The sequence below is a fragment of the Marixanthomonas ophiurae genome (assembly GCF_003413745.1).
Taxonomy (GTDB): Bacteria; Bacteroidota; Bacteroidia; order Flavobacteriales; family Flavobacteriaceae; genus Marixanthomonas; species Marixanthomonas ophiurae.
This window is the reverse complement of the sequence record NZ_QVID01000001.1, coordinates 549,844-573,940: the sequence shown is the minus strand read 5'-3', so window position 1 is coordinate 573,940 and position 24,097 is coordinate 549,844. Positions and strand designations below refer to the sequence as shown.

The window sequence follows — 24,097 nt, the reverse complement described above, 5'->3', positions numbered from 1 at the left end:
TAATTTTCATTGTATTTCGTTTTTGGGATTAACAAATTCTTTAATAGCCTTTTCCATATCGTTTGTCCTTTCATAAATCCGCATTATGCGGTCGTTTTCTGTTCCATCCGTCAAATAAGCCGCAAAGACTTCTTTCGGGACTTCCAAGCGGAAGATGTTGCTTTCCTTTCCGATTTTAATGAACATTTCGGTGTACTTGCGTGGACCGGAAAGATTGTTCTTGATAGATTTCAATTGGTTCAGGTCGTGGCTGGATAGGTTGAGCCTTTTGACTAGTTCGTCATAACCTTTTTCATTATTCAGACTATAAATGACCTGTGTGTTTTCCAGTATGCTTGCCGAGGTGGAATTGTTCGGAAGCTGATTGATGGATTGCAGAATTATACCGATGGCACCATTCTGTTTCCGGATGGCCTGATAATAAAACTCGACACTTTCCAGTACGTTTTCGAACTTTAGCTGCTTGGCAAACTCATCAAAAAGGATAATACCTTTTTCAGCTCTATTTTTCCAAATGGTTCTCTGGATGGCAGACTTGATGAGCTTGAGCATTACGGAAAGGATTTCCTTATTGTCCTTAACTTCATCCAGTTCAAAAACAATCAAGCGTTTGTCTTCGATTTTGTAAGTCTGGTCTTCGCTGACTTCAAAAAGGAAACTGTATAGACCATCGCCGACATACTCTGACATTACGTGCAAAAAGCTCGCAACATTGAAGTAGTCGGGATGGATTTTTAAGGTGTCCAGAAGATCCTTCTGATTCCTTTCTATAAAGCTGTAAAAACCATCCAACGAGTGATTTTCGGAAGTGCTATCGTAATAATGGCGCAATATCTTTTTAACCGATACCGATTGTGCTTTCGTAACTTTCAAGTCTGAAGCAAACAGTTCGAACAGGAAAACGGATAAGTCTTCCAATCGTTCCGGTGTAAGGTCATTGGTATCACTTATGTAAAAAGGATTGATGCCTAAGTTCTTTCCACTTTCATAACGAAGCACCGTATACTTTTCAGGATAGAGTTTGGCAAACTTGGTGTAGGATCCACCGAGGTCGATAATGACCAGACGAACACCACCTTCAAAGTATTGACGTAGAATATTATTGGCTAAAAAGGATTTCCCTTCGCCAGTTGGCGCGAAAATGGCAAAGTTTCGTGCCTTGATGCGTTTCTTCTTTTCATCCCAAACATCTTTCAGAACAGGAATGTTGTGCTCGCGGTCATTAAAGATAATTCCGGTGTTATCGCTTTTGTAATTAGTGTTATTGATGAACAGGCAAAGCGCGTGTTTTAAATCGGTTACGTACAAATCATTATTTGAGAAGTTAGAAGAGAAACAGCAGTAGCTATTTAGGATGTAATTCTTACGTTCTTCGCCTCTTGGATAGTATGGTATGATATCCAATTCCTTAAATTCAGTCTTTATTTTTGAAGTTATTTTGTCGAGCTCTTTGGCTTCCTTTGCCCAATACACGATATTGAGATGACCACGGATGATTCGTGCATTATCATCGGCATTGATTTGGTCAAGAATGTGCTGGATTTTGCCAAGAACCACTTTATTCTGCGAACCGAAGTTGGAACTTTTGTTGAGTTCCTCAATCTTCTTATCAAGTAGCTTGCGCCACTTTTGTTTGTCATCTAAATAAAGGATTTGATTGACAATGTGGTTTTCGTTTAGCGTAAGCCCTAAGCCATCAATAAACCCTTGATGAAACACAAAATCGTCAGAAGTGAATTTCTCATTGGTTTTGCTACTTTGTACACTTTCGCCAAAGCACAGTTCGCTGTTGATGGCCAGGGCATCAAAATGGTTTTCGCCAATATTGACACTTTTTTTGTCCAGTAAAATGTCAGTATCATAACCTTCATTAAAGCCATTGAAGTAGGCACTTGTTAGTTGTTGTATTTCTTCAGCTTTAAGCGAAACAAAATCCATCTTTCTGCTATTGTTGATAAAGGAAACCGAATCACTTACTGAGTTTACGAAACTCTTTATGTTATCATCCAGTTCCTGTACGATTCCTTTTGAAACTTTTCTGAAGGGATTGACGTATTTCGGATTGTTGAGTGCCTTATTTTTGGTCAAGATGAAGAACAAATAGCAGCTATGCTCGATATCCCCACGACCTTTAAAATGTTCGTGGGTAGCCTTTTCCAGAAAGGTAGAATTCGGAAGTTGTTCTGAAGTATATGATTTCTTGAGATAGATATCCTGTTTATGAACTACAGTACCAACTGGCAATGACTTTAATGCCTGAAACCAAGCACCGTGCATATCTTCAAAATCCTTTTCGGATAAGGAATAGATTTCTGGTAGATTACCTTTGTAGCACAGAATAACATTGCCATTATTGGCAAATACGATATTGTCTTGAATATCTACAATAGGTTGATATGCCGAAAGGTTAATCTTGTTCATAATTGAAGCCAGAATTTCTTTTGTTACTAATGATTTTTGGGAAAGCCTTTGCCATTTGGAATAGCTGTGGATTGTGGGCTATTCGTGTCAGCGCCACATAAAGGGAAGCATTGAATACCAACACACCTATTATTATCCCAAAGCTGAAAGAGAAGATGATGATGAGCAACGAAGCCAAAACGGAAACCATCATTAAAGCAAACAGGGAAATGGGCAGTCCAAAAATGACCGCCCTTTTTCTGATGTTTTTATAGACCTCGAATTTCTTCATACAGCTTTGATGTTAAAGCCCTCGATGAGGGTTCATTAGACTACGATTCCAATTAGATAAGTAAATATTCCAACGACAGCACCCGCAATTAAAACGAATACCAAAACTCTGGTAATACCTTTTTTTAAATCTGCGTTCTCGCCAAAGAAGTGTCCTGCATTAAAAAGAAATCCAACTAAAAAAATAACACCGAGTAAAATTGGAAAGATTGTTCTTATAGTATCACCTACATCATTTACAGAATCTTCAATGCCACCAATTTGTGCAAAAAGAGATGTTGAGATAAGTGAAAGAAATACTGCGAAATAATTTGATTTTTTCATATCAGAAAATTTAAAAATTTGTGTTGTTTTCGTTATTGGAAATTTACATATATTTGTTTATAAATAACTGAAAATCAAATATTTATGAATAAAATATTATTTGATATTGTTTGGATTCCGTTGTTATTATTTGGTATCAAATTTTATGATTTTTCGAAGTTGAATTGTTAATAACCCAAAAGTTGAAAATGAAAAAAGTGCTCAAAAGCGTCAGTTTTGTAATTTTGCTTCTAAAAATGTGTGTCATTTTTGGACAGGAAATTGCCACTCAAAAAAGAATAATTATTGATGTTGGACACGGTGGAAAAGATTCTGGTGCTATTGGAATAAAGGGTATCCAAGAAAAGGATGTGGTTTTATCAATTGCAAATGAGATTTTGAAGTTAAATAACGATTTAGATGAGCCTTTGGATATTTATTTGACCAGGTACAAAGACACTTTAATTTTATTATCGGACAGAACTAAATTGGCAATAACATTGAATGCTGATTTGTTCGTTTCTTTGCATTGCAATCATTCCAATAATCCGAACGCTAGAGGAATTGAAGTGTATGTGGCAAACGCCACTTCACAATATTCAAAGGATGCCAGTTGGTTGGCTTTTCAATTGCAAGCTGCGCTTAATAAAGAATTAGGTTTTGAAAGTAGGGGTGTGAAGTTTGCAAGTTTTCAGGTGCTACGTGAAACGGTTAATTATTGTCCTTCTGTTCTTTTGGAATTGGGTTTTTTGAGTAATAAGGATGAAAGCAACTATCTCAGCAACCAAGATAGCTTTCTGACTTTGGCTCTGCTGGTATTGGAATGTTTAATAAAATATAAGTAGTTATGAAAGAGTTGGGAATTGAAATTGTAAAATGTTTAAAAGAGATTTTAATTGAAGTTTACAAATACACTTATAAATTTCGAAATAAATAATACTTTAAACTGGAATTTTAGCTCAATTTTTGTACTGTAGTTTAGACCATTCGGTAACATTTCAAAAACTGATTCTATCTCTATGATAATTCTTTTTTTTCCACAATAAGGGCAGTGACTTTTTCCCTATCTTTCTTTATATGATTATTGATGTAATCATCGTAAAAATGATGCTAATAGACAAAATATCTAATATCAAAATAATGCCCTTCTTTAGGATCTCTAGGTTTATGAAATCTTTTTTTTCAATTCATCTAATATTCAGTTTTCTTGAAGTTGTTAAATAATTAAGTTGCGGAAAAATCTATTTTAAATTTTTATCCAAAAATGATCAAGATTAACTTCACCTTTATCTCTTTCTGCTTTGGACTTAAAATGACTGTAATGCGAATAGTTTTTTTGTAGTTTTAACAACTCACTTTCAGACCATACAGGGTATAATTCTGCTATCCAAGAATTTATATTTTTTAACCAATATTGATATTCTTCTTTCTCTACAAATGCTAACATTCCACAATGAGAATGGCCTGCACCGTGCTTTCCTAATTTAAACCGTTCGATTCCACCATTGGGATTTCCAGTTGTTGTTTTACCTACAACATATTCCTTTTCACGAGTACTTGTGGGTGTAGGCAATCGTTTAGCTTCCATTACAAAGGACGGCTTATGGTCTCTGCCTTCTTCAATCATTGAATAAAATACATCGGGAATACCTTTAGTTTTATGATAGATATCCCTGTATTGAGCAGCAACCATTAACGATGAGGAAAGCTTTTGTAATTGAACTGTGTTTTGTGCTATGAAAACTTGGGTTAGGCTATCCTCATTCCAATGGGTATTTTTATGCGTATGTACAGAATGAACGAACGGTTTTGCAGTATTTGAAATACTTTCTAAAATCTTATCACGAATATCTTCCGCAGACAAGTCTATACTAAAAGAAGCTCCAGTGCTCTCTTCAGAAAAATCATCGACTACCATTCTTAATTTCGATTTTTTACTAAATCAATTAAGGTTTTGTCAGCATCTCTATAGGCCTTATGAGAAAGCCAATACCTCTTTTGATTTGGTTTAACTATAACTATCGTATTGTCAGAATGATAATACCGAACAATCCTTTGGGAATTTAATCTACTTGAAATCTGGAAATTGGATAATGATTCAATTTCTTCAAGACCATCTTTTTTCCAGCTAATCTCGTTTTTCAAGGATGCCGAACTATATTTAAAAATTATACATATATAAGTGCTATCATACAGCTCGCAAACTTCATAGATTTTGAAATTTTGCTTTTGGTTGTTTTGTATATCGTTTAACAGTTTGCAATATTCAATACCATATAACTCAATTGAATTTTTTAGTTCATTTCCTTCAAGTTTATCCAAGATTACAGAACGTTCTCCGTGCCTTAGAAAGTCTTGATAATATGTGTTTACATCATCTATGATATTCAGGTCTATTTGGCTAAAAAACCCTTTCCTATCCTCAACATATGGTAAGGTCATATAATCCTTTTTTAGGATAGCAGAATTCAGATTAACTAATACTTGACTACTTGTACAGAATATAAAAAAGCGGTAAAAATCAGAATTTGTCTCGAAATTCTTAACAATACTCTGCAAAATTTTTAAATCATTGGTTTTAGATTTTAAGGATATTATTTTGTCCTTGAACGAAAAAGACTTTCGAGTGTTCAAAAAAACAGGTAGTTTTTCTGCACCCATATTTTCCCATAGGATTACATTTGGGGATTCAAAAAATAATCTCTGTGGAACTTTTGAAAAAACTGTATTATTGGGTATTGATTCCAATTGTTTGTAATCAATGCCTCTTGATGTAATGGCTGATGTAGGCAAACTATTTAGTTCATACATATAATCGGGCTGCATTTTGCCACGAGACCCTTTTTGATACCCTTCCATCGAAATACAATCTTCTGCCTTTAGATACTCTTCGAATGTATTTAGCACTTGTGATTTGGCTACTAAACTTGCAATTCTACCACCACCTAACAAGTTTATTTTCCAAACAAATTGATTGTTTATCGCGTCATTCCTATTAACAAAATGGAAATCGTATTCATCGACTTCGAATACAATACGTTCTTTGACCGCTTTAGTTCTTCTAAAGATTAAATGCAAGATGTTTTTGCTAAAGTCAGGTTTTTCATTACGTAGAAATATAGCTGCACTAGCTACATCTGCTCCATCCCATAAACTGTTGTTACGCCCCAAAGGTGTAAAATCAAGGACTTGAAGCACATTGTAATTTGAAAATAGTCTTTCCTTAAATTCCGTTGAACTTGTATTGTAAAGAAGACTGGATGATTTGATTATAAGACATTGTAAACCACCAGGCTCTAAAAATTCTAAAGCTTCGGATAAAAACTTTAAGGCAATTTGACCTTGAGGAATATCTATATTTTCCTTCTCCCATTTTTTAGTGTATAAATTGAGGGCTCCACGGTCAAAAGGTGGATTGCCGATAATTCTTGAAAACTTCTTGTTACTTATTTTTTTAAAAGCAGACCTCTGTGCAGAATCTTTATCTTCCTTAACTAATAAGTGTTCTATAAAAAAATCAGAATGTAAAATTTGATTTTCTGTAAGGTCACTAAATTTTAATTCATTGATAATCTGTTTAGGCGAAAGCTCATCACAGAGTGCGAGGCAAAGACTAAATGCTGCTAATTTGGTTGCTTGATACTCTTTATCAACACCATAAAGACAGGCTAAAATAGTCTTTAAAGTTTGAATATTTGGTTGTTTTAGACTGTTCTGTAAACGCCACCATTGTACTAACCTTTTAAATGCCAATACAAGAAAAATACCCGATCCACAAGCTGGATCCAAAATCGTAAATGATTTGATATCAATACTGATATACTGATGTAATGGCATAATCTCATCGACTAATAACTGCGCAAGATGAGATGGTGTGTAAAAGATGCCATCTTTTTGTTTTTTCTCTTTTTGACTAAATAAAGTATCATCGCCACCTGCTAAAAACTCTTCGTAGATACGACTTATCAATTCTACAGGAATGTAGCTGAACTCATAGTATCTAATAAGTTCCAGAATTTGGTTGTGGCTCTCTTCGGGTCTTTTATAAGCTTTTAAAGCTTCTACCAGACCATTTAAATTTAAAGTTGGTATTAGATTCTTCTCTTCGGAATTCCACTCAAAAAGATTACCATTTAAATCTTGCTGTAAATCGTCTAGCAAAGCAACAAAATTTCCATTAGACAGAACATCTACAAATTCTTGGCAACTGCCATATTTCTGGAAATATTTTTGATTAAAAGAGCTATTGCCATCTGGATCTTTTCTTTCCTCCAGATATTTAATCATTATAGACTGAATAATGATTTTTTTTATTATTCGCTCATCGGCATTGGAATTTGAGAATGCAATTTGTTTAGCTATCTCTCGTATCCACCGTATAAGGATATCGTAGGAAGAGGCATTGAATTTAAATTTATTTTTGACACTAGATTCTTCCCAGAACGTACCAGTTTTTATCTTAACAGCAAAATTTTTATTATAAAGCTGATGTGCTTTGGCTACAATTTTTAAACTTGCTAGGTAAACGGGCTTATTGTCATCTTGAATATGTTGGGTACAATCGAGTATTTTTATTTCTGTCCTGTAAAAGATACAGGCAATAGGAACAGCTCCGTTGCTCCATACCATTTTTTGTATGTGGCTCAAATGGCTCTCATCAGAATCTAATTGAGTATGGTCGTAGATATAAATTTGGGCTTTGAGCTTATTAATTTCATTCCTGAAAAAAACTGCCGAGGCTTCAAACTTCATTGCTTTTTCAAGTTGAAGTTTTACCGATAAATCTTCTGTTTGCTTGTAATCATCAGTAAGAAAAAGACAATCATTGTTCTCTTGGTTAAAACCAAGAGAATTGAGTCCGTCTTTAAAAGTTTGAGATAGTTGCAAAAGGTTTAGATTTTTATACAAAGATAAAATTTAACATAACATTTTGGATATTTAAACAAGCCTATTTGCTTTAAGAAATATTTTTAAGCCAACTAGTATTACCATTAGTGATGCCACAGCTAATAGGCATCTACTTTCTCTTATCCCCAGCTCCCTTATCAAAAGCCACCAGATTAAACAGTTCACGCATCCTGCTACGAACACGATTGCCATAGCGTTCTTCCAGTTCTTCAGCATTGAGATTGGTTGTGGCGTGGGTTTTAATTTTGTGTTTGGTTTGTAGGTACAGTTCGTATCGAGATAAAAGCACTTCGCCCATCACATTCAAATCCTTTCCGTAAAATCTGCCAGAGGGTTCCACACCCAAATCATCAAAGCAATAAAATTTGGTATTTCCATATTCCTCGACCGTTTTAAAACCTAAATGGTTAAAACTGAAGGTTACATTCCGGCAAGGAATCATTTCGTAAGGACGTTGCAACGGCACCAAATGACGTAGCAATTTCATTAAGCTGGTCTTACCGCAGCCTACGGGTCCAGAAAGCAAGATGCCTTTATCGATGTCAATCCCATAAGTTTTACAGTTATCTTTATCTTTAATGAAGTAGGAACAGAGTTTCAACAAAATATCCTTGTCCTCATCATATATCCTAAACTTCTTCCCAAACAGCAGCTTGCCTTTGGCATTCAGGTAAATCAAGATTTTTGGAAAATCGTAAAGCACGCTTTTTCCATCAAATTTTCCGAGCGAATATTCCACGCCACCTTCGATAATTTTAGAGGGGTTGTCCATAATCTTTGCTTTTAGTGGTTCGCAGGTTGTCCTTGATTTGGGACGCTTGTTTTTTGTTTGGTTTGTTTTCCTCGGCATATAATTCTGTTCTGTCCATCCAGTTTGTGGCCAAGGCACGCCAATCTCTAATTTCATTTCCATCACTCGTTTGCCAGTTCCGGGTTTCATAATGCTCAAAGAATTTTTTTCCTTCATCAGCATTAAAACCTTTTTCAATAAAAAAATTAATAACGGTCTGCCAGCCCTTTGGTTGTTTTATATTGTTTACTTGTTTGGTATTGTTTATAGTAGATACCAATGCTTGTCCACTGGTGGGACGGTGCGAGTCCACAGCTTGTCCATTATTGGGATGGTGTTGGTACACTACTGGTTCACGTATGGGACGGTACTGTTCCGCAAGCTGTTCTAATATGGGATTGTACTGTCCCGTAACAGGTTCATCACTTGTCCCAATAATGGACATCTTGATTTTACTGCCTTTGTAGGGATTGTTAGAAGGGAAGTAGGATAGATAGTTCCAAGAATCGAGGTCTGTCACACATCTATGATAAGTGGATTTTGAACCAATCTTGGCAACGCGCATTAATTCGCGACGGTTTACATAGAACTCATCTGCAAACCGACTACTGTTCCATTCTTGAAACAGCGCCATATATAGGCTTATGTGCGTTGGATTGAGGCGGTCATCAAAAAAGAACTTTTCAAAAGCCGCATTTAGTAGCTTTATATAGTTCATCTTTTAAGAATTTTGCTTGTGCTGCACTCGATTTGAGTTCATTACACCTTGAATTTCCTCTGCATCATAGTAGATAATGCCCCCAACTTTTGTATATGGCAACGTTCCATTGATGCGAAGATTCTGTAATGTACCTGGACTGACTTGAAGCAAGTCCATTACCTCGGAAGATTTTAAATATTTCTTGAGTTTTCCAGTTGCTTGTTTAGATAGAAGATTCTTGATGTCATCGAGCAATTCCATTTTAAATTCTCGAAGGTCGTCGGTGGTAATAATATTTGCTGGCATAATAGAACGGTTTTAAAGAAAGGGACTATCGTATCGATTTCAACTAATTTGATAGTCCCTGACCTGATTTGACTTTCGTTCTACAAATTTGGGATGGTTTATTGGATTTTAATCCCAAGTTGTACCCAAGTAGGGTGTTTTTATTTACTCATTTTCAATGGTTTAAATTGGTTTGATTTAGAGGTGTCACTTAAAATCATAAATGCCAAATGATAATAGATAAAATTAATTTTATTTTTTCCCAAGTAAGACCCAACTTGGGAAAAAATTTAACATTTTTAAAAATGAAAATATCAACCGTCCGTTTCTTCCATTCGCCTTAAAAGTGTTGCTTTTAGTCTATCAATAAACTTGGTTTGGTCGATTTTCCGTTCTCTTATTTCGAGAAAAGTTCTATAAACGTTACCAAGATTAAGTTCAAAAATATCTTCACAAGCTGATGCCATTTCTTTAATACCAGCTGTACCACTTTTTATTGCGCCAGATGCCTGTAATGCATAAATTAACTCAATTAGGTCTGTTTTTGAAGCAGTCCAACCAAGTCGCTCACCGTTTGATAGAGTATTCAGCTTATTCGGTATGCCGTATGACAAATCCCTTAAATTACTTAACTCTTCAACGTAATGGCTTATTAATAGGTCATAGGCCATAATTTTGGCAATTGCATTATCGTGGCTTGTGGAAAATTCAGCATCTGTATAAAAATGAGAAGTGTTTGATACCAAGCTAATTTTATCATTTCCTCGCAGAAAATAGAATTCATCCAGAAGTTCAGAATCCTCTCTATAATATTTAATGAAATCTATATTCCGTCGATTACTTTCTTGTAGCCTATTTATTTCTGAATCAATAAATTCCTGTTGAAATTTTATTGTTCCCGCAGGTCTATTTATCAAGAAATTGTAGAGTTTGGCATAAAATTTCAGTCTGCTATAGATGTAGGGTTTATGCTTTTTAAAGAATATTATTTCATTCTGTTTATCTACGAATTCATTTTCCCTTACACAGATGCGTAATTTCTGCAAGTATTGTCTTGAAATAGAAATACCTTGTTCAACATTATTGAAATCGCCAAGATTAGATTCCTCAACTACTTTTATTTCCTCTTTGTAATTGTCTAGTATTATATGAATTAACTTATGCAAAATATTTTTGGGGCTTTAGATTTGGGTTAATTATTAATAAGTAATGTTTGTATGTTATATCTTTTTATGGGGGATTTTTAAAAAATAACAGACAACCAATAGCGAGCAAAACAATGCTACCAGCAATTATGAAAGGATAGTAAAAACCGCCTGCAATCAGCCAAGTTCCTAAAACGGGGCCTAAAATCTGACCAATACTATTGGTCGAACTCTGAATAGAAATATTCCTGCCAGTATTTTTCTTTGATATCAATGAAACCGCAGAGAGCAAATTTGGTGTTACCATAGCGCCTCCAGCAGCAAAAACAACGATTAATCCATAGACTAAAAATTCATTGTTAAAAAATGGAAAGGCAATCAAGGATAAACCAGATATTAATAACCCTAAAGCAATTTGTTTCTTTGTTGATAAAAACTTCTCTCCATAAGTAGCGAACACAGGTTGTAAAACAGCCATTATTGAACCACATAGCATAAAACCAATACCAACTTGATTACTATTAAATCCTAATTCATCTTTTCCGTAGATTGAAAAGACAGTTTCAAATAGCGTCACCACAAATTGGATAACAAACGATAGCACTAGTAATACGATAAAATATTTAGTAAATGTGAACCGCAAACTCACTTTTCGTGTTGTGAACTTATGTACGCGAGCGGTGTTTTTTAACCATTTCATCACAACCAAAAGGACAATCAATCCTAGTAGTGCAGCGAATAAAAAGGGCACTGAAAATCGGTCTAAATGTAGCAGGCCTATTGTATATTTTATATGAATATCAGTTTGGGACAGAAAGCCGCCAATGACAGGGCCGAAAATAACACCAGAGCTAATGGCAACACCAGACCAGGCCATTATTTTTGTTCTACGTTCTTCAGATGTAATATCACTTAAATATGCATTGCTAACTGGAATAACTGATGACGTAAAAATTCCACCAAAAATTCGAGCAATATATAGCATTGTCAAGGATGTGGCTAGGCCAGTAAGTAATTGCATAATTACAAAACCGATTAGTCCACAAATGATAATAGGTTTCCTGCCGTATCTGTCCGATAGTTTTCCCCAAACCACTACGAATAGTAACTGAAAAAATGGATAAATGCTTGTGAGCAATCCAATATGGAAATTAATAAGGTCGGTGTCAAGATTGTCTTTTAAAGCTAATCTTTCGGTATAGTAAGGAAGGGTTGGCAATAATATACCATAGCCCAACATCACTACAAACAAACTCAATAGAATTAAAAATATCCTGTTGAGTTTTTCTTTTCTATCCATTTATTTTTTACCGATTTTTCGCTTCAATAATTGCGCATTAATAGCCACTATAATTGTACTCAAACTCATAAATACCGCTCCTACAGCTGGTCCTAAAACAAAGCCAGAAGAGTATAGAACACCTGCAGCTAATGGAATGGCCACCACATTATACCCAGTTGCCCATATTAGGTTCTGAATCATTTTATTGTACGTAGCCTTTCCGAACAAAATTAGGTTTGCAATATCTTGTGGATTGCTATTTACCAATATAATATCGGCTGTTTCGGCGGCTACATCAGTACCAGAACCAACAGCGATTCCTACATCAGCTTTGGCAAGTGCGGGCGCATCGTTTACGCCGTCTCCAGTCATAGCCACAAACTCTCCTTTGTTTTGTAATTCTTCTACAATTTCTACTTTTTGGTGTGGTAGCACTTCGGCATAGTAGCCATCCAATCCTAATTTTTCACTCACAGCTTTGGCTGTTTTTTCATTATCCCCAGTTGCCATCAAAACTTTGATATTATTCTTTTTAAATATTTTTATAGCTTCCGCAGATTCAGGTCTTATTTCATCAGCAAGCGCAATGTATCCTGCTAGTTGTCCTTCAATTAATACAAATACAACAGTTTCAGCAGCGTCACTATAAGCATCTTCAGGAATAGTTATTTTTTCATCCCTTAAATAACCAGGACTAACCACTTTTATTTGCTTTCCTTCTACATTTGCCTCTACACCTTTACCAGTGATCGCGTTAAAGTTTTCAGGCTTTGGGATTGTAATATTGTCTTCTTTAACTTTTTTAATAATCCCAACAGCAATTGGATGTTCTGAACTTTGTTCCAATGCACTTGACAGTCTTAAGATTTCATCGTTTGAATAGGACACATTTACAGATTTGATTCGAGTAACGCCAAAGTCCCCTTTGGTCAAAGTCCCTGTTTTGTCAAATAGTAAGGCGGATATCTTACGTGATTCTTCAAAGGCAGTTCTATTACGGATTAATAATCCATTTTGTGCAGATACAGCAGTAGAAATGGCAACTACAAGAGGAATTGCAAGACCCAATGCGTGTGGACAAGCGATGACCATAACGGTAACCATTCTTTCTAATGCATACACAAACGGAAAGCCTAAAATCAGCCAAACTGCCAACGTACCAAAACCAATAGCCAAAGCTATATAAGTCAACCATTTTGCTGCCCTATCGGAAAGGTTTTGCATTTTAGATTTGGTCTTTTGTGCTTCCTCAACCATCGTAATAACCTTATTGAGATAGCTGTCTTTTCCTGTATGTTCCACCTTTACCTTTAAAGTGCTATTGCCATTTACTGAACCACCTATTACCTTATCCTTTTCTTCTTTTTTTACAGGCTTGGACTCCCCTGTAAGCATTGATTCGTTTAAATAACTTGAACCTTCTACTATGATACCATCAGCTGGAACTTTCTCTCCTGGCTTTACCAAAATCACGTCATTTTTCAATAAATCTTCAAGTGGTATATCTTCAATAGTGTCGCCTTTTACCCTGTGAGCTTCGGCAGGCATCATACTAACTAAAAGCTGTAATGCTTTTGAAGCGCCTAATACACTTTTCATTTCTATCCAATGACCAACAAGCATAATAGCAATTAGTGTTGAAAGCTCCCAGAAAAAGTCAACTCCTCGTAAACCAAAGACAGTTGCAGAACTGTAGAAATAGGCGACACTTATTGCCATAGATATAAGTGTCATCATACCAGGTGCACCATTCTTTATTTCGGAAACAAATCCTTTAAGAAAAGGCCAACCACCATAAAAATATACAACAGTGGAAAGTGCAAAAAGGATGTATGGATTTCCTGGAAGTAAAAATTCATAACCAAAAAATTCTTGAATCATTGGTGAGAAGAACAATATGGGGATGGTAAGCACGAGTGTTACCCAAAACCGTTTTCTAAAGTCTGCAATCATCATTTTATGATGGTCGTGACCCATTTGTCCGTGACCCGGATTATGACCCGAATGGTCTCCACCTCCATTTCTCATTTTGGAATGATCCATTTTGGAATGATCTTCTTTTTCGTGGTTCATTTTAGAATGATCCATTTTCGAATGGTCCATTTCGTTGTTTTTGTGCTGCTCGTGATTTTCCATTATAGTATTGTTTAAGTGTTATCGTAATTTTTTTCTCATTGCTTCCGATATGTTTTCGGCATAGACGCCATAAGCATCTACTAAAAGACCTTTAAGCCCTTTTTTGGAAGATATTGCATATAAAATGCTGTTATCATCGGTACTGCTCATTCCTTCAAAGCGATATATTTTATCCACTTTAAAATCTTCTGGTCGAATCTCAATTTTCAGGGAAGCACATTCCAGACATTCAGGTTTTAAGTTGAAATCATAAGGGTATTCGTTTGCCTGTAAATCGTTAATAGCTTCTGAAAGGGTGTCATAATTTTTCATTTATTTTTATTTATAAGTCATTGTAAAATAACTGTTGTCTTCTTCTGTAAATTTTTGAAAGGTCAATAGACCTTGTGCATTTAATTTCTCGTTAACAGTATAATTGAGTTGCTTAATGCGAATTCCCAAGGCATAGGCCTTAATGTTAATTTTTGAATTAATATTATTTTCGCTATTATTAAATTTTCGGTCGTAAATTTTTATGGTACTTTTTGAGCCAAAAAAATTCAACAAGCCCGAATCAAAACTCATTTCCAGTTCTATATTTTCAAGATTTTTCAAGTCGTAGAGTTCTTTAAATTTTTTAGAAGTGGTATTAATTTCGGTTTCTTTTGATTTTGGGTTTGAAAATGGAAATGCCATTACCATTATACTGGCTTCATCAGGCTTACAGCGATAGGTTGTGGTGTATTTATCGGTCGCTATTTTGTCTTTATCAAACAATTCCGTAACCACCTTAATTTCATAGTATCCATTTTTCTCTATTGTTTTACCAGCTTCAAAAGTTTGTTTATTGAGAAAAGCACCTTTTTCATCAAAATTCTCACGAATGACCAATCTGCCTGAAATCTGCCCAATAAGCATTTCAGTTTGTCCAGTCATTGTGATGCTGAATAAAATAAATAGTACTATGAAACTTTGCTTTCTCATATATGGTGCATTAATTTTTTTACCTCTTTTGCCAGTATATCGCTTAAATCTATGCCATTGGACGGATGCGGAATGGTATTGCAGGTCACTATCTTTTCTACTCCGGAATCCAATAAATCTTGATAGGCATTTCCTGAAAAAACGGCGTGAATGCCGACGCAAATAGGCGGTTTCATTCCTGCCTTTTTAAGATGTTGTACGGTTTCAATCATTGTTCGGGCTGTGGAAACAATGTCATCTACTAAAATAGGTGTAGCATCTTTATATTTATCCACATCGGGAACAGAGACTTCTACATCACGGTCACCGTGACGTACCTTTTGTAATACTATAAATGGTGCTCCTGCATTTTTGGCGACTTCTGAAACCCATTGTTCACTTTCAGAATCGGGACCGATAAGTACTGGGTTTTCGATGTTTTCTTTTATCCATTCTGAAATGGCATCGGCAGCGTGAATCACTTTATTTGGAATTTGATACACTTCCCCTAACGAACTAATTCTGTGCAAGTGAGGGTCAACCGTGGTAATGCTATCGGCAAAACCAGAAATCAATTTTCCGAAGAAACCAGAAGTCACTCCTTCACCTTCATTAAATACTTTGTCCTGCCGCATATACGCCAAATAGGGTGCTACCAAACAGGTACACATAGCGCCTAATGATTTGGCTGTGTGACTTAGAAAATAAAGCGGCAACAGTTTTTCATCTGGTTCGTGTAAGGTGCATACCAGTACCACACATTTATCTTTAACATCAGATAATATACGTGTGTACGATTCCCCGTCAGGGAATTTACGCAAAGTGGCTTTGCCCACTTCAGCATCCATTTTTGTAGCCATAAGTTCTGTGAGTTCTTCATTTCCGGGAAGACTGAATAATATTGTTTTCATAGTTTTTTAAATTATAGTTAGGATGTCGTTATGGTTGTTTTTATATTCCAGAGCATAGTTGAGTTCGCCTTTGGATTCAGCATATATGGTATATAATAATTGGTCTATTTCAATTTTTTCATTTAAATGGACATTCAAAAGAATCCCTGCCGATTTAGACTGCGGTGCGCCGGAAAGCTTGGCGAGTTTTGCTATCTTTCTATTATCTATGCGCTTTAAAACCCCAGAGTTTTCTGCTCTAATTTCGGTTTTATAGGGTGCTAAAACAGGTTTTGAAAAGCGACCTTGCGCATTACAAATAGCAAGGAATTTTTTATAAGCCTGACCAGATTTGAGAATTTCACGTGCGGTTTCCAGTCCCTTTCCTTTTTCTACTTTTCCAGAAAGTTCTAATAGTTCAGTAGCTAAAAGCAATGCTCTTTCTGTTAAGTCTTTAGGTGCATCTTCCTCATTTTTCAAAACTTTTAATATATCTATGGCTTCTAATGTTGGACCGATACCCCTTCCAACAGGCTGCGTGCCATCCGTAACTACAACTTTTACATTCAAGTCAACAGATGTCCCAACGGTTTCCATATGATTTTTTAGTTTTTGAGCCATTTCGGTACTGCGAACCTTGGCGGTTTCACCCACGGGAATATCAATGACCACGTGAGTGGAACCAGCTGCTGCTTTTTTAGAGAGTACCGAAGCAATGAGCTGCCCTTCACTATCAATATCCAAGGCTTTTTCAATTTTGATGAGCACATCATCGGCAGGACTTAACTGCGCCGTGCCTCCCCAAACAAAACATCCGCCTTCTTTTTCTACTACAGTCTTTATTTCCTCGGAAGAGAGCGTAACATTGGTCAATACTTCCATTGTATCTGCTGTGCCTGCTGGCGAAGTGATTGCCCGTGAGGATGTTTTTGGCATAGTAAGACCATACGCGGCAACAATGGCAACGACCAATGGTGTTGTTCTATTGCCAGGCAATCCACCAATGCAATGCTTGTCGACCACGATATCCTTGTTCCAGTTCAGTTGCTTTCCGGAAGCAATCATTGCTTTAGTAAGGTCACTTATTTCATCAATATCCATTCGGTCGCCAGCACAGGCAGTAATAAATGCCGAAAGGTGGATGTTGGAATAATCGCCTTCCACGATATCGGTTATGATGTTGTTATAGGCCTTATAATCCAGTTTTTTGTTATAGATTTTTGCCCTAACGTGGCTTAATGATTCTATAGGTTCTAAATGGGAAACATATAATGTATCGTTTTGGGACACATTGAGTTTTTTAGCAGCAGCATCTGATAGTCCGATTTCATTGGGCAAAAGGATATCAGAATTCAGAACATTAAGACTTGCAACGATTGATGTACTTGCGTTCGATATTCTTATTCGGGTAAGTGCCTCAAACCCTTCTGAAATACAGACGTGGCAATCTTCGCGCATATACACTACATTCTCGTTTTGGGTATAGATGCCGAGATGTTTGTATTTTAATATGTTTGAGTGTGTGTCCATATATTATTGGTTGTTGTGATTTTTCGATTTATTCTATTTCTTCGATAGTGTATAATTGCGGAATTTCTGCATCCCACCCATAAGTTTCCTTGATGCCTTTTTGCAATGCTTCTGCACTCTCTTTTTCACCGTGTATAATGAAAATGCGTTCGGGTTTGTTTTTTATACTGTCCATCCAGTCCATAAGCTCTGCGTGGTCTGCGTGTGCCGAAAGCCCTTCAATTTCTGCTACTTGCATTTTAAACGGCACCCATTTTCCATATACTTTTAGTTCTTTTTCACCTTCCAATAATTTTCTGCCACGAGTGCCTTCAGCTTGATAGCCTACAAAAAGTAAGGTGTTATTTGGATTTTGTGCCTGTGTTTCAAGATAGTTTAGCATTCTTCCCCCTGTGAGCATTCCGCTTCCTGCAATCACGATTTTTGGTTTGTTATCTGTTCTTATTTCCATTGTTTCACGATAACTGCTTACGACCGTAAAGTGAGAACACATTTCGTCACATTCGTTGTCCTCCAATCTGTGCCAATCGCGAGTTCTATGAAACAGTTCCAATACATTGGCACCCATCGGGCTGTCCATAATCATTTGTACTCTGGGGATTTTCTTTTCTTTCAATAATTTCCAAAAGATGAGCATCATTAGCTGGGCACGTTCTACCGAAAAGCTTGGGACAAATAAGCTACCATCTCTGTTGATGGTATCATTTACTAATTTTTCAATATGTGGAAGTGCTTCTATTTCATCGGGATGAAACCTTCCACCATAAGTGGATTCAATGAAAAGCACATCCGCTTTTTTTGGTTTAAGGGGTGGATAGAGCAATAAATCATTGGTTCTACCAATGTCTCCTGAAAAGACAAAACGTTTTCCGTGCACATCCAACTCAATATAGGTTGCACCCAGAATATGTCCGTTGTATTGGAAGCGAGCCCTAATACCATCAAATAACAGAATCCATTGTGATTGTGGAATTCCTTTAAAGTGTGGGATAGTTTTTTCTACATCCTTTAAATCGTATAATGGTTCTGCGGGACTATGTTTGGAATAGCCTTCCTTATTGGCACGTTCGGCTTCTTGCTCCTGTATTTTTGCACTATCATTCAAAATGATTTTTGCAATGTCCAAAGTAGGATTCGTACCATAAATGGGACCATTGAAGCCTTGTTTTACCAATCTGGGTAAATAACCTGTATGGTCCATATGACCGTGGGTAAGCAAAACAGCATCAATATCACCTACATTAACAGGTGGGTACTCCCAGTTTTTAAGGCGTAATTCCTTTAACCCTTGGAAGAGGCCACAGTCTATAAGTATCTTTCTATCTCCTGTATCCACCAAATATTTTGAGCCAGTCACGGTGCCTGCCGCTCCCAAAAAGTGGATGTTTATTTTTTTGTTTTTCATCGTTATAGTATTTATTAATGTCCACCACAACAGGAAGGCGTATTTCCTTTGTCTTGGTTCGATTTGCTCAATTCCGCTATTTCGTTATATAGATTGCGGGAATCCTCTTTTATTACGAGTGCCAACTTCTTTACGGATTTAGGCTCGAAGTGTACCATACCCAATAATATTTCGAGGGCTTCTTCAAGTAGTTTAGAATCATCTTCCAATGCTTGGTAAAATGGCTCTAAATCTATACGGTTCTGTTCTTTCAGTTCTTCTGTTTTCATTTGTCCTATTTATTTAGATTAAAAATTTAAGTAGTGCTCTAATGAATTCCACATAATTCTCTTGAATCTTCGAGAACCTTTTTGTGTCTTGATTTTGGCACTCCTACTTGTTCTAAAATTTTTGGGGTTTCGTGAAGCTCTTTACAGAGTACGATGCCTTCATCTAATAATTTTGTTTTTTCAGCTTTAGTAAGTGTTGTTAAAGCGGTTAAGGGATGTAGCCCAGATTTATCTATTCTGTCCTTGAGACCATTTCCTCTTGGATAATCCCAACTGCTTAAAAGCATTCCAACACATTTCCCGTACTGAATGGCATCGGTTGTGAAACGCGTATTGGTGTACACAGCTCCTTTATGAAGTTTAGCCTCGTGACCTTTTTGGTGTTCCCATTGCTTTTCTACGTCCAAAAACCGTGAATGGATATATAATGGGATTTTTACATTACAAAATCTGCCTTGGTCGCTATGGTATTTGCATTCAATCATATAGTGTTTGTTTTCTTTTTGGGCGATAACATCAACTTCGTGCTGTACACAATTACCTTGAACAATAACTCCCACATTTGTGCTAAAGCCTTCCATCTCTAAAATCTTACCAACAAATTTTTCAAAAGGAAATCCTGATGGCCCTAATTCCATTATCGCTTTTTTTAGCTTGTATTTTGAGGCACTTACACGAGATTTACGCTTAAGCATTTTAAATGCCATCTGATAGATTTTTTTTGTGGTAATTCCATCATAGAGTTGACCTTCGACTTGTTCAACTATTTGCTGAATTAATTCTTCGCTCGCTTGTGAACGCCTTAAGGAATTGATAAGCTTATCTACATCAAAGGCTACCACATCACCTGAATACTTTACTATTTTGATTGGATTTTTCATTTTTTAATATGTATGGTCATTACAGGTAGAGAAGAATGGTTTGTAACACCTTCGGCAATACTTTTTGAAAATAGGCTCAAAAATCCCGTTTTTCCGTGGGTGCTCATTGCAATTAAATCTGCGGGCTGATGTTTTAAAAATGTATTGATGCCTGCCTCTACGGAAGACTCATTATGGACGCTCATTGAGAAGTTCTTCAGATTGGGGAATTTTTCAAGAAATTCCTTTACAGGATTTAAGCCAAGCTCTATGCTATTAAAGTCAGTTTCTGTGTTTACTCGTAACAAATGGATTTTAGCATCGCATTTTTTGGCTATTGACAAGATTTCTTGAAATGGATGCGTGACATCCTCTTCAAAAGAAGAAACAAATAGAATGTCCTTGAAGGGAAACGTTACATCCTCTTCTTTGACAACGATAATGGGTGCATTGGCTTTTCGAACTATTTTTTCAACATTACTACCCGTAATTTCTCTAATGACACCTTTGGTTCCACTGCTGCCGGTAACGATGAAATCGTGATGGAAATGACCAGAATGTTCTAAAATATCTTTCTGTCCCGAATCAAATTGAAGAAAAGTTCGACATTTAAGACCTTCGTGCTCAGCCTTTTTTTCCAGTTCCCGCAATTTTGATTTAACGACTCCAATTTCCTTTAAAGTTTCGGGATACCTTTTTTCTTTTTGTTTATCCAGTTTTACCCAATCAACAGGGGTAGTCATTTGATGTAAAAAGTGTATCTCTGCATCGTATAGTTTGGCTATTTCGATACCAAGATTTGCTGCTTTAGTGCAGTTTTTCGAGAAATCGGTAGGTACGAGTATGTTTTTCATAATTTTAGTTTTATTGTTTTTCTTATTGGGCGGTATAGCCACCATCGATAACCAGTTCGGAACCGGTCATAAATTTGGATTCATCAGAGGCCAGATATACAACTCCGTACCCTATATCGTCAGGTTCTCCCAAATGACCAATTGGATGTAAACTTTCCAATTGTTTTTTGCCTTCTTCTACGTCACCTTGAGCCTTGAGAAAATTCTCTACCATTGGGGTCCAGATATAAGCAGGATGGATAGAATTGATACGGATGCCATAGCCTTGTTTAGCACAATGTAGGGCGGCAGATTTAGTGAAAATGGTAACACCGCCTTTACTTGCGTTATACGCAGGTAAATTGGGGTCACCGATAAGTCCTTCAATGGAAGAGAAGTTAATGATGGAACCACCTTCATCTGTTTTCCTCATACCTTTTATACCATATTTGGTGCCTAAAAAAGTGCCATTTAGGTTTATATCTATAAGGTTTTTCCAATCTTCAAGGGTTACATCTTCAACTGTTCCTCCGAGCCCTATTCCAGCAGAATTTGCTAAAATGTGTAATTTCCCATAAGTTTCAAGGGTAGTTTCAATAACGTTTTTCCATTCATCTTCTTTGGCAACATCTTGTTTAATGAATATGGCCTCACCACCGTCTTCTTTTATTTGTTGAACTACTTTTTTACCACCTTCTTCGTCTATATCGGACACGACTATTTTTGCTCCTTCTCGTGCCAATAGTTTAGCACTTGATTTTCCCAAACCAGATGCTCCTCCTGTGACAATGGCTACTTTATTTTTTACTCGTTTCATAATTTTAAGATTTAAGTGTTACTACTATTTTTTGCTTCTTAATCAAGAAACTTCGTTTCCTGAAACTTTGCCTTTTTCAAAACAATCCAGATTATATATTGTGGTTTCAGCAATATTTGTCAATGCAGTTTCGGTTAAAAAGGCCTGATGACTGGTAATTAAAACATTATTAAAAGTCATTAAGCGTGCAATGACATCGTCTTGCAAAATGTCATCGGAATGGTCTTCAAAGAACAATCCTTCTTCTTCCTCATACACATCTATTCCGAAATACCCAATTTTTTTAGTTTTCAATCCTTCGATAACAGCTTTGGTATCGACCAATCCACCACGACTTGTATTGATAAGCATTACGCCTTGCTTCATTAATGAAATATGTTTTGCATCAATCAAGTGTTTCGTTGAAGACGTTAGTGGTACGTGTAAGCTTATGATATCGGACTGCTTACAAATAGTTTCACAATTGGTATAGATTACATTGTAAAACTTGATTAAATTTTCATCCTCAATGACATCCTGAACAAGTATTTTACAACCAAAACCGTGTAGTATTTTTACCAATACAGACCCAATTTTTCCAGTCCCGATAACGCCGACGGTTTTTCCATTGAGGTCGAAACCGGTAAGACCGTTCAATGAGAAATTCTGGTCACGAACCCTGTTGTGTGCTTTAATCAATTTTCGGTTTAATGCAAGTATGAGCGCCATTGTATGCTCTGCAATGGCATAAGGGGAATAGGCTGGAACACGTGCCACCTTCATATCCAGTTCAGCTGCTTTTGCTAAATCCACGTGATTGAATCCTGCTGAACGCAGAGCAATATATTTTATGCCAAAAGCATTGAATTTTTCAAGAATGTGTGCCGAGGCATCATCGCCCGTAAATAGACTTACTGCTTTAGAACCCGTTGCGAGAATAGCAGTTTCTTGAGTTAAACGACTCTCAAGCAGCTTTAATTGATGCTTGCCATCATTCGCTTTTACGAGATACGGCTCTTCAAACTTATGCGTGCTGAATACTGTTGTTTTCATTTCACTTTTTTTAATTTCCTAACTGTATTAAAATATATACTAACCCTACGATGACAACAGTTCCAAAAATTAGCATCACGAGTTTCCCGGTCTTTTTAGAACCTTTGAAATAGGTAATACCAAGTTTTACAATCATATTGCTTATGGTTGCTGTTATAATGACATTGGTGGCCAGCGTGAGTTTTTCTTCCAATGACCCAAATTTTGCCATACTAATAGTTATTGCATCCGTATCTGCCAATCCTGCAATTAGGGCTGAATAGTATAAACCGCTTTCGCCAAAAAATTGATTTCCATAAAAAACTGCAAACAGGATGACCACATAAATACCACCAAACCCAAGGGCGTTCCAAATATTGAGCGGATTACCCAGATTGATAGCTGTTTTTGTGACATCTGTATTCTTTTTGATGAATAAGAGTGCGCTTATCAAGCAGATAAGGGTAAGAATAGTAAATGGAATGACTAAATTTAAAAGTATGGCACTATTGAAAATATAGGCCAGAATCGCAAGTCTGGGAAACATAATTGCGGAAGCTATAATGATACCCGCAGCATATTCTTTTGAAAGTTCTGGCGATTCCTTACTTCGCGAAGCATATATCCAAGCTACTGCGGTACTTGAAATCAATCCGCCTAAAATAGCAGTGAGCAGAATACCACGTTTAGAACCTACATATTTTACAAGAAAGTAACCAATGAAATTCAGAAATGACACTATCACTATTATCGCTCCAATTTCAAAAGGGTTAAGTAATCCCTCTGGACCATAATCTTGATTTGGTAAGAAAGGCAAAATAAGAAGCGCAATAATTGAAAACTTAATAAAAGCAAAGAGCTCTTCAGAAGTAATATTCTTAATGAATGTATTAAAGGTCGTTTTCAATGATAACAGCGTAACCACGACTACTGCGGTCGCAACTGCTTCCTTATGCAAATGATTGGCAACCATAACACCCAAAATTAGCGTAGCGAACAAGGCCATATTGGTGGTAATACCAGTCATAATATGCTTTTGTACTATGGAAAGATGACTCAAAGACAGAAACAAAAGAAATGCTGCCGCAATGATAATGACCAACCAAGGTGTATAGGTTGTGGAAAGATTTCCCAATATAAAACCAATAATGGCAACAATTGGGAAGGTTCTTATACCTGCAAAGCCTTGTTCTTCCTTCAATTTATCATATTCACGTTCCAGCCCAAGAATAAGGCCAATGCCCAGACTGATGAGCAATCCAAGGATGAAAGGGTTGATATTTTTAAAGGCTTCTATCAT

General features: G+C 36.4%; 23 protein-coding genes. 1 reads left to right on the top strand and 22 read right to left on the bottom strand.

The window, feature by feature from the left end:
- Window positions 1–6 precede the first annotated feature (6 nt).
- Genes DZ858_RS02560 through DZ858_RS02550 form a run of 3 tightly spaced genes read right to left on the bottom strand, consistent with a single transcriptional unit; the run spans window position 7 to window position 3,015 of the window.
- A complete protein-coding gene (locus tag DZ858_RS02560) occupies window positions 7–2,421 on the bottom strand; it encodes a TraG family conjugative transposon ATPase (RefSeq protein ID WP_117157982.1) in 2,415 nt (804 codons plus the stop codon).
- On the bottom strand, window positions 2,408–2,692 hold the full coding sequence (locus DZ858_RS02555; protein WP_083265060.1) for a hypothetical protein: 285 nt from the start codon (window positions 2,690–2,692) through the stop codon (window positions 2,408–2,410). The genes DZ858_RS02560 and DZ858_RS02555 overlap by 14 nt, the downstream gene beginning before the upstream one ends.
- Window positions 2,693–2,727: 35 nt before the next feature.
- Window positions 2,728–3,015 carry a hypothetical protein gene (locus DZ858_RS02550; RefSeq protein WP_070237397.1) on the bottom strand — a complete coding sequence of 96 codons (288 nt, stop codon included), beginning with the start codon at window positions 3,013–3,015 and terminating at the stop codon, window positions 2,728–2,730.
- 188 nt (window positions 3,016–3,203) lie between these two features.
- On the opposite strand from DZ858_RS02550, the gene DZ858_RS02545 reads away from it, so the two are divergent.
- Complete coding sequence (locus DZ858_RS02545; RefSeq protein WP_117157981.1) at window positions 3,204–3,839, top strand: N-acetylmuramoyl-L-alanine amidase family protein; 636 nt, start codon at window positions 3,204–3,206, stop codon at window positions 3,837–3,839.
- Window positions 3,840–4,240: 401 nt separating this feature from the next.
- Here the strand turns inward: DZ858_RS02545 and DZ858_RS02540 are convergent, their stop codons facing one another.
- From DZ858_RS02540 to DZ858_RS02450, 19 genes are all read right to left on the bottom strand, one after another.
- Window positions 4,241–4,912, bottom strand: coding sequence for a hypothetical protein (locus tag DZ858_RS02540; RefSeq protein WP_070237399.1), 672 nt, complete (start codon window positions 4,910–4,912; stop codon window positions 4,241–4,243).
- Between the two features lie 2 nt (window positions 4,913–4,914).
- Window positions 4,915–7,881 carry an HsdM family class I SAM-dependent methyltransferase gene (locus DZ858_RS02535; protein ID WP_117157980.1) on the bottom strand — a complete coding sequence of 989 codons (2,967 nt, stop codon included), beginning with the start codon at window positions 7,879–7,881 and terminating at the stop codon, window positions 4,915–4,917.
- A 130-nt stretch (window positions 7,882–8,011) separates the two neighbouring features.
- Window positions 8,012–8,674 (bottom strand): P-loop NTPase family protein, encoded by a 663-nt coding sequence (locus DZ858_RS02530; RefSeq protein WP_117157979.1) that lies wholly within the window; start codon window positions 8,672–8,674, stop codon window positions 8,012–8,014.
- Complete coding sequence (locus tag DZ858_RS02525) at window positions 8,658–9,410, bottom strand: cupin domain-containing protein (RefSeq protein WP_117157978.1); 753 nt, start codon at window positions 9,408–9,410, stop codon at window positions 8,658–8,660. The genes DZ858_RS02530 and DZ858_RS02525 overlap by 17 nt, the downstream gene beginning before the upstream one ends.
- Window positions 9,411–9,413: 3 nt before the next feature.
- A complete protein-coding gene (locus DZ858_RS02520; protein ID WP_026754847.1) occupies window positions 9,414–9,698 on the bottom strand; it encodes a helix-turn-helix domain-containing protein in 285 nt (94 codons plus the stop codon).
- A 293-nt stretch (window positions 9,699–9,991) separates the two neighbouring features.
- A complete protein-coding gene (locus DZ858_RS02515) occupies window positions 9,992–10,843 on the bottom strand; it encodes an RteC domain-containing protein (protein WP_117157977.1) in 852 nt (283 codons plus the stop codon).
- Between the two features lie 64 nt (window positions 10,844–10,907).
- The gene (locus tag DZ858_RS02510; RefSeq protein WP_117157976.1) at window positions 10,908–12,122 is read right to left on the bottom strand and encodes an MFS transporter; all 1,215 of its coding nucleotides are present in this window, start codon (window positions 12,120–12,122) and stop codon (window positions 10,908–10,910) included.
- Window positions 12,123–14,240, bottom strand: a complete 2,118-nt coding sequence (locus DZ858_RS02505; protein WP_117157975.1) for a copper-translocating P-type ATPase — start codon at window positions 14,238–14,240, stop codon at window positions 12,123–12,125.
- Window positions 14,241–14,258: 18 nt separating this feature from the next.
- Window positions 14,259–14,552 (bottom strand): hypothetical protein, encoded by a 294-nt coding sequence (locus DZ858_RS02500; RefSeq protein ID WP_047418780.1) that lies wholly within the window; start codon window positions 14,550–14,552, stop codon window positions 14,259–14,261.
- A gap of 6 nt (window positions 14,553–14,558) precedes the next feature.
- Window positions 14,559–15,203: a hypothetical protein gene (locus DZ858_RS02495; RefSeq protein ID WP_117157974.1), complete on the bottom strand. Its 645-nt coding sequence runs from the start codon at window positions 15,201–15,203 to the stop codon at window positions 14,559–14,561.
- Complete coding sequence (locus DZ858_RS02490) at window positions 15,200–16,093, bottom strand: ribose-phosphate pyrophosphokinase (protein ID WP_117157973.1); 894 nt, start codon at window positions 16,091–16,093, stop codon at window positions 15,200–15,202. Before DZ858_RS02490 ends, DZ858_RS02495 begins: the two co-directional genes overlap by 4 nt.
- 6 nt (window positions 16,094–16,099) lie before the next feature.
- Window positions 16,100–17,602 (bottom strand): thymidine phosphorylase family protein, encoded by a 1,503-nt coding sequence (locus DZ858_RS02485; protein ID WP_117157972.1) that lies wholly within the window; start codon window positions 17,600–17,602, stop codon window positions 16,100–16,102.
- 28 nt (window positions 17,603–17,630) lie between these two features.
- Entirely contained in the window at window positions 17,631–19,007 is a 1,377-nt protein-coding gene (locus DZ858_RS02480; RefSeq protein WP_009778881.1) for an MBL fold metallo-hydrolase RNA specificity domain-containing protein, read from the bottom strand.
- A gap of 14 nt (window positions 19,008–19,021) precedes the next feature.
- Window positions 19,022–19,276 (bottom strand): hypothetical protein, encoded by a 255-nt coding sequence (locus DZ858_RS02475; RefSeq protein WP_009778882.1) that lies wholly within the window; start codon window positions 19,274–19,276, stop codon window positions 19,022–19,024.
- A gap of 38 nt (window positions 19,277–19,314) precedes the next feature.
- Window positions 19,315–20,157: an ATP cone domain-containing protein gene (locus tag DZ858_RS02470; RefSeq protein WP_117157971.1), complete on the bottom strand. Its 843-nt coding sequence runs from the start codon at window positions 20,155–20,157 to the stop codon at window positions 19,315–19,317.
- On the bottom strand, window positions 20,154–20,990 hold the full coding sequence (locus DZ858_RS02465; protein ID WP_117159490.1) for a universal stress protein: 837 nt from the start codon (window positions 20,988–20,990) through the stop codon (window positions 20,154–20,156). Before DZ858_RS02465 ends, DZ858_RS02470 begins: the two co-directional genes overlap by 4 nt.
- A 22-nt stretch (window positions 20,991–21,012) precedes the next feature.
- Entirely contained in the window at window positions 21,013–21,786 is a 774-nt protein-coding gene (locus DZ858_RS02460) for an SDR family oxidoreductase (protein WP_009778885.1), read from the bottom strand.
- A 42-nt stretch (window positions 21,787–21,828) separates the two neighbouring features.
- Window positions 21,829–22,818 (bottom strand): 2-hydroxyacid dehydrogenase, encoded by a 990-nt coding sequence (locus DZ858_RS02455; RefSeq protein WP_009778886.1) that lies wholly within the window; start codon window positions 22,816–22,818, stop codon window positions 21,829–21,831.
- 10 nt (window positions 22,819–22,828) lie between these two features.
- A complete protein-coding gene (locus DZ858_RS02450) occupies window positions 22,829–24,097 on the bottom strand; it encodes an MgtC/SapB family protein (RefSeq protein WP_009778887.1) in 1,269 nt (422 codons plus the stop codon).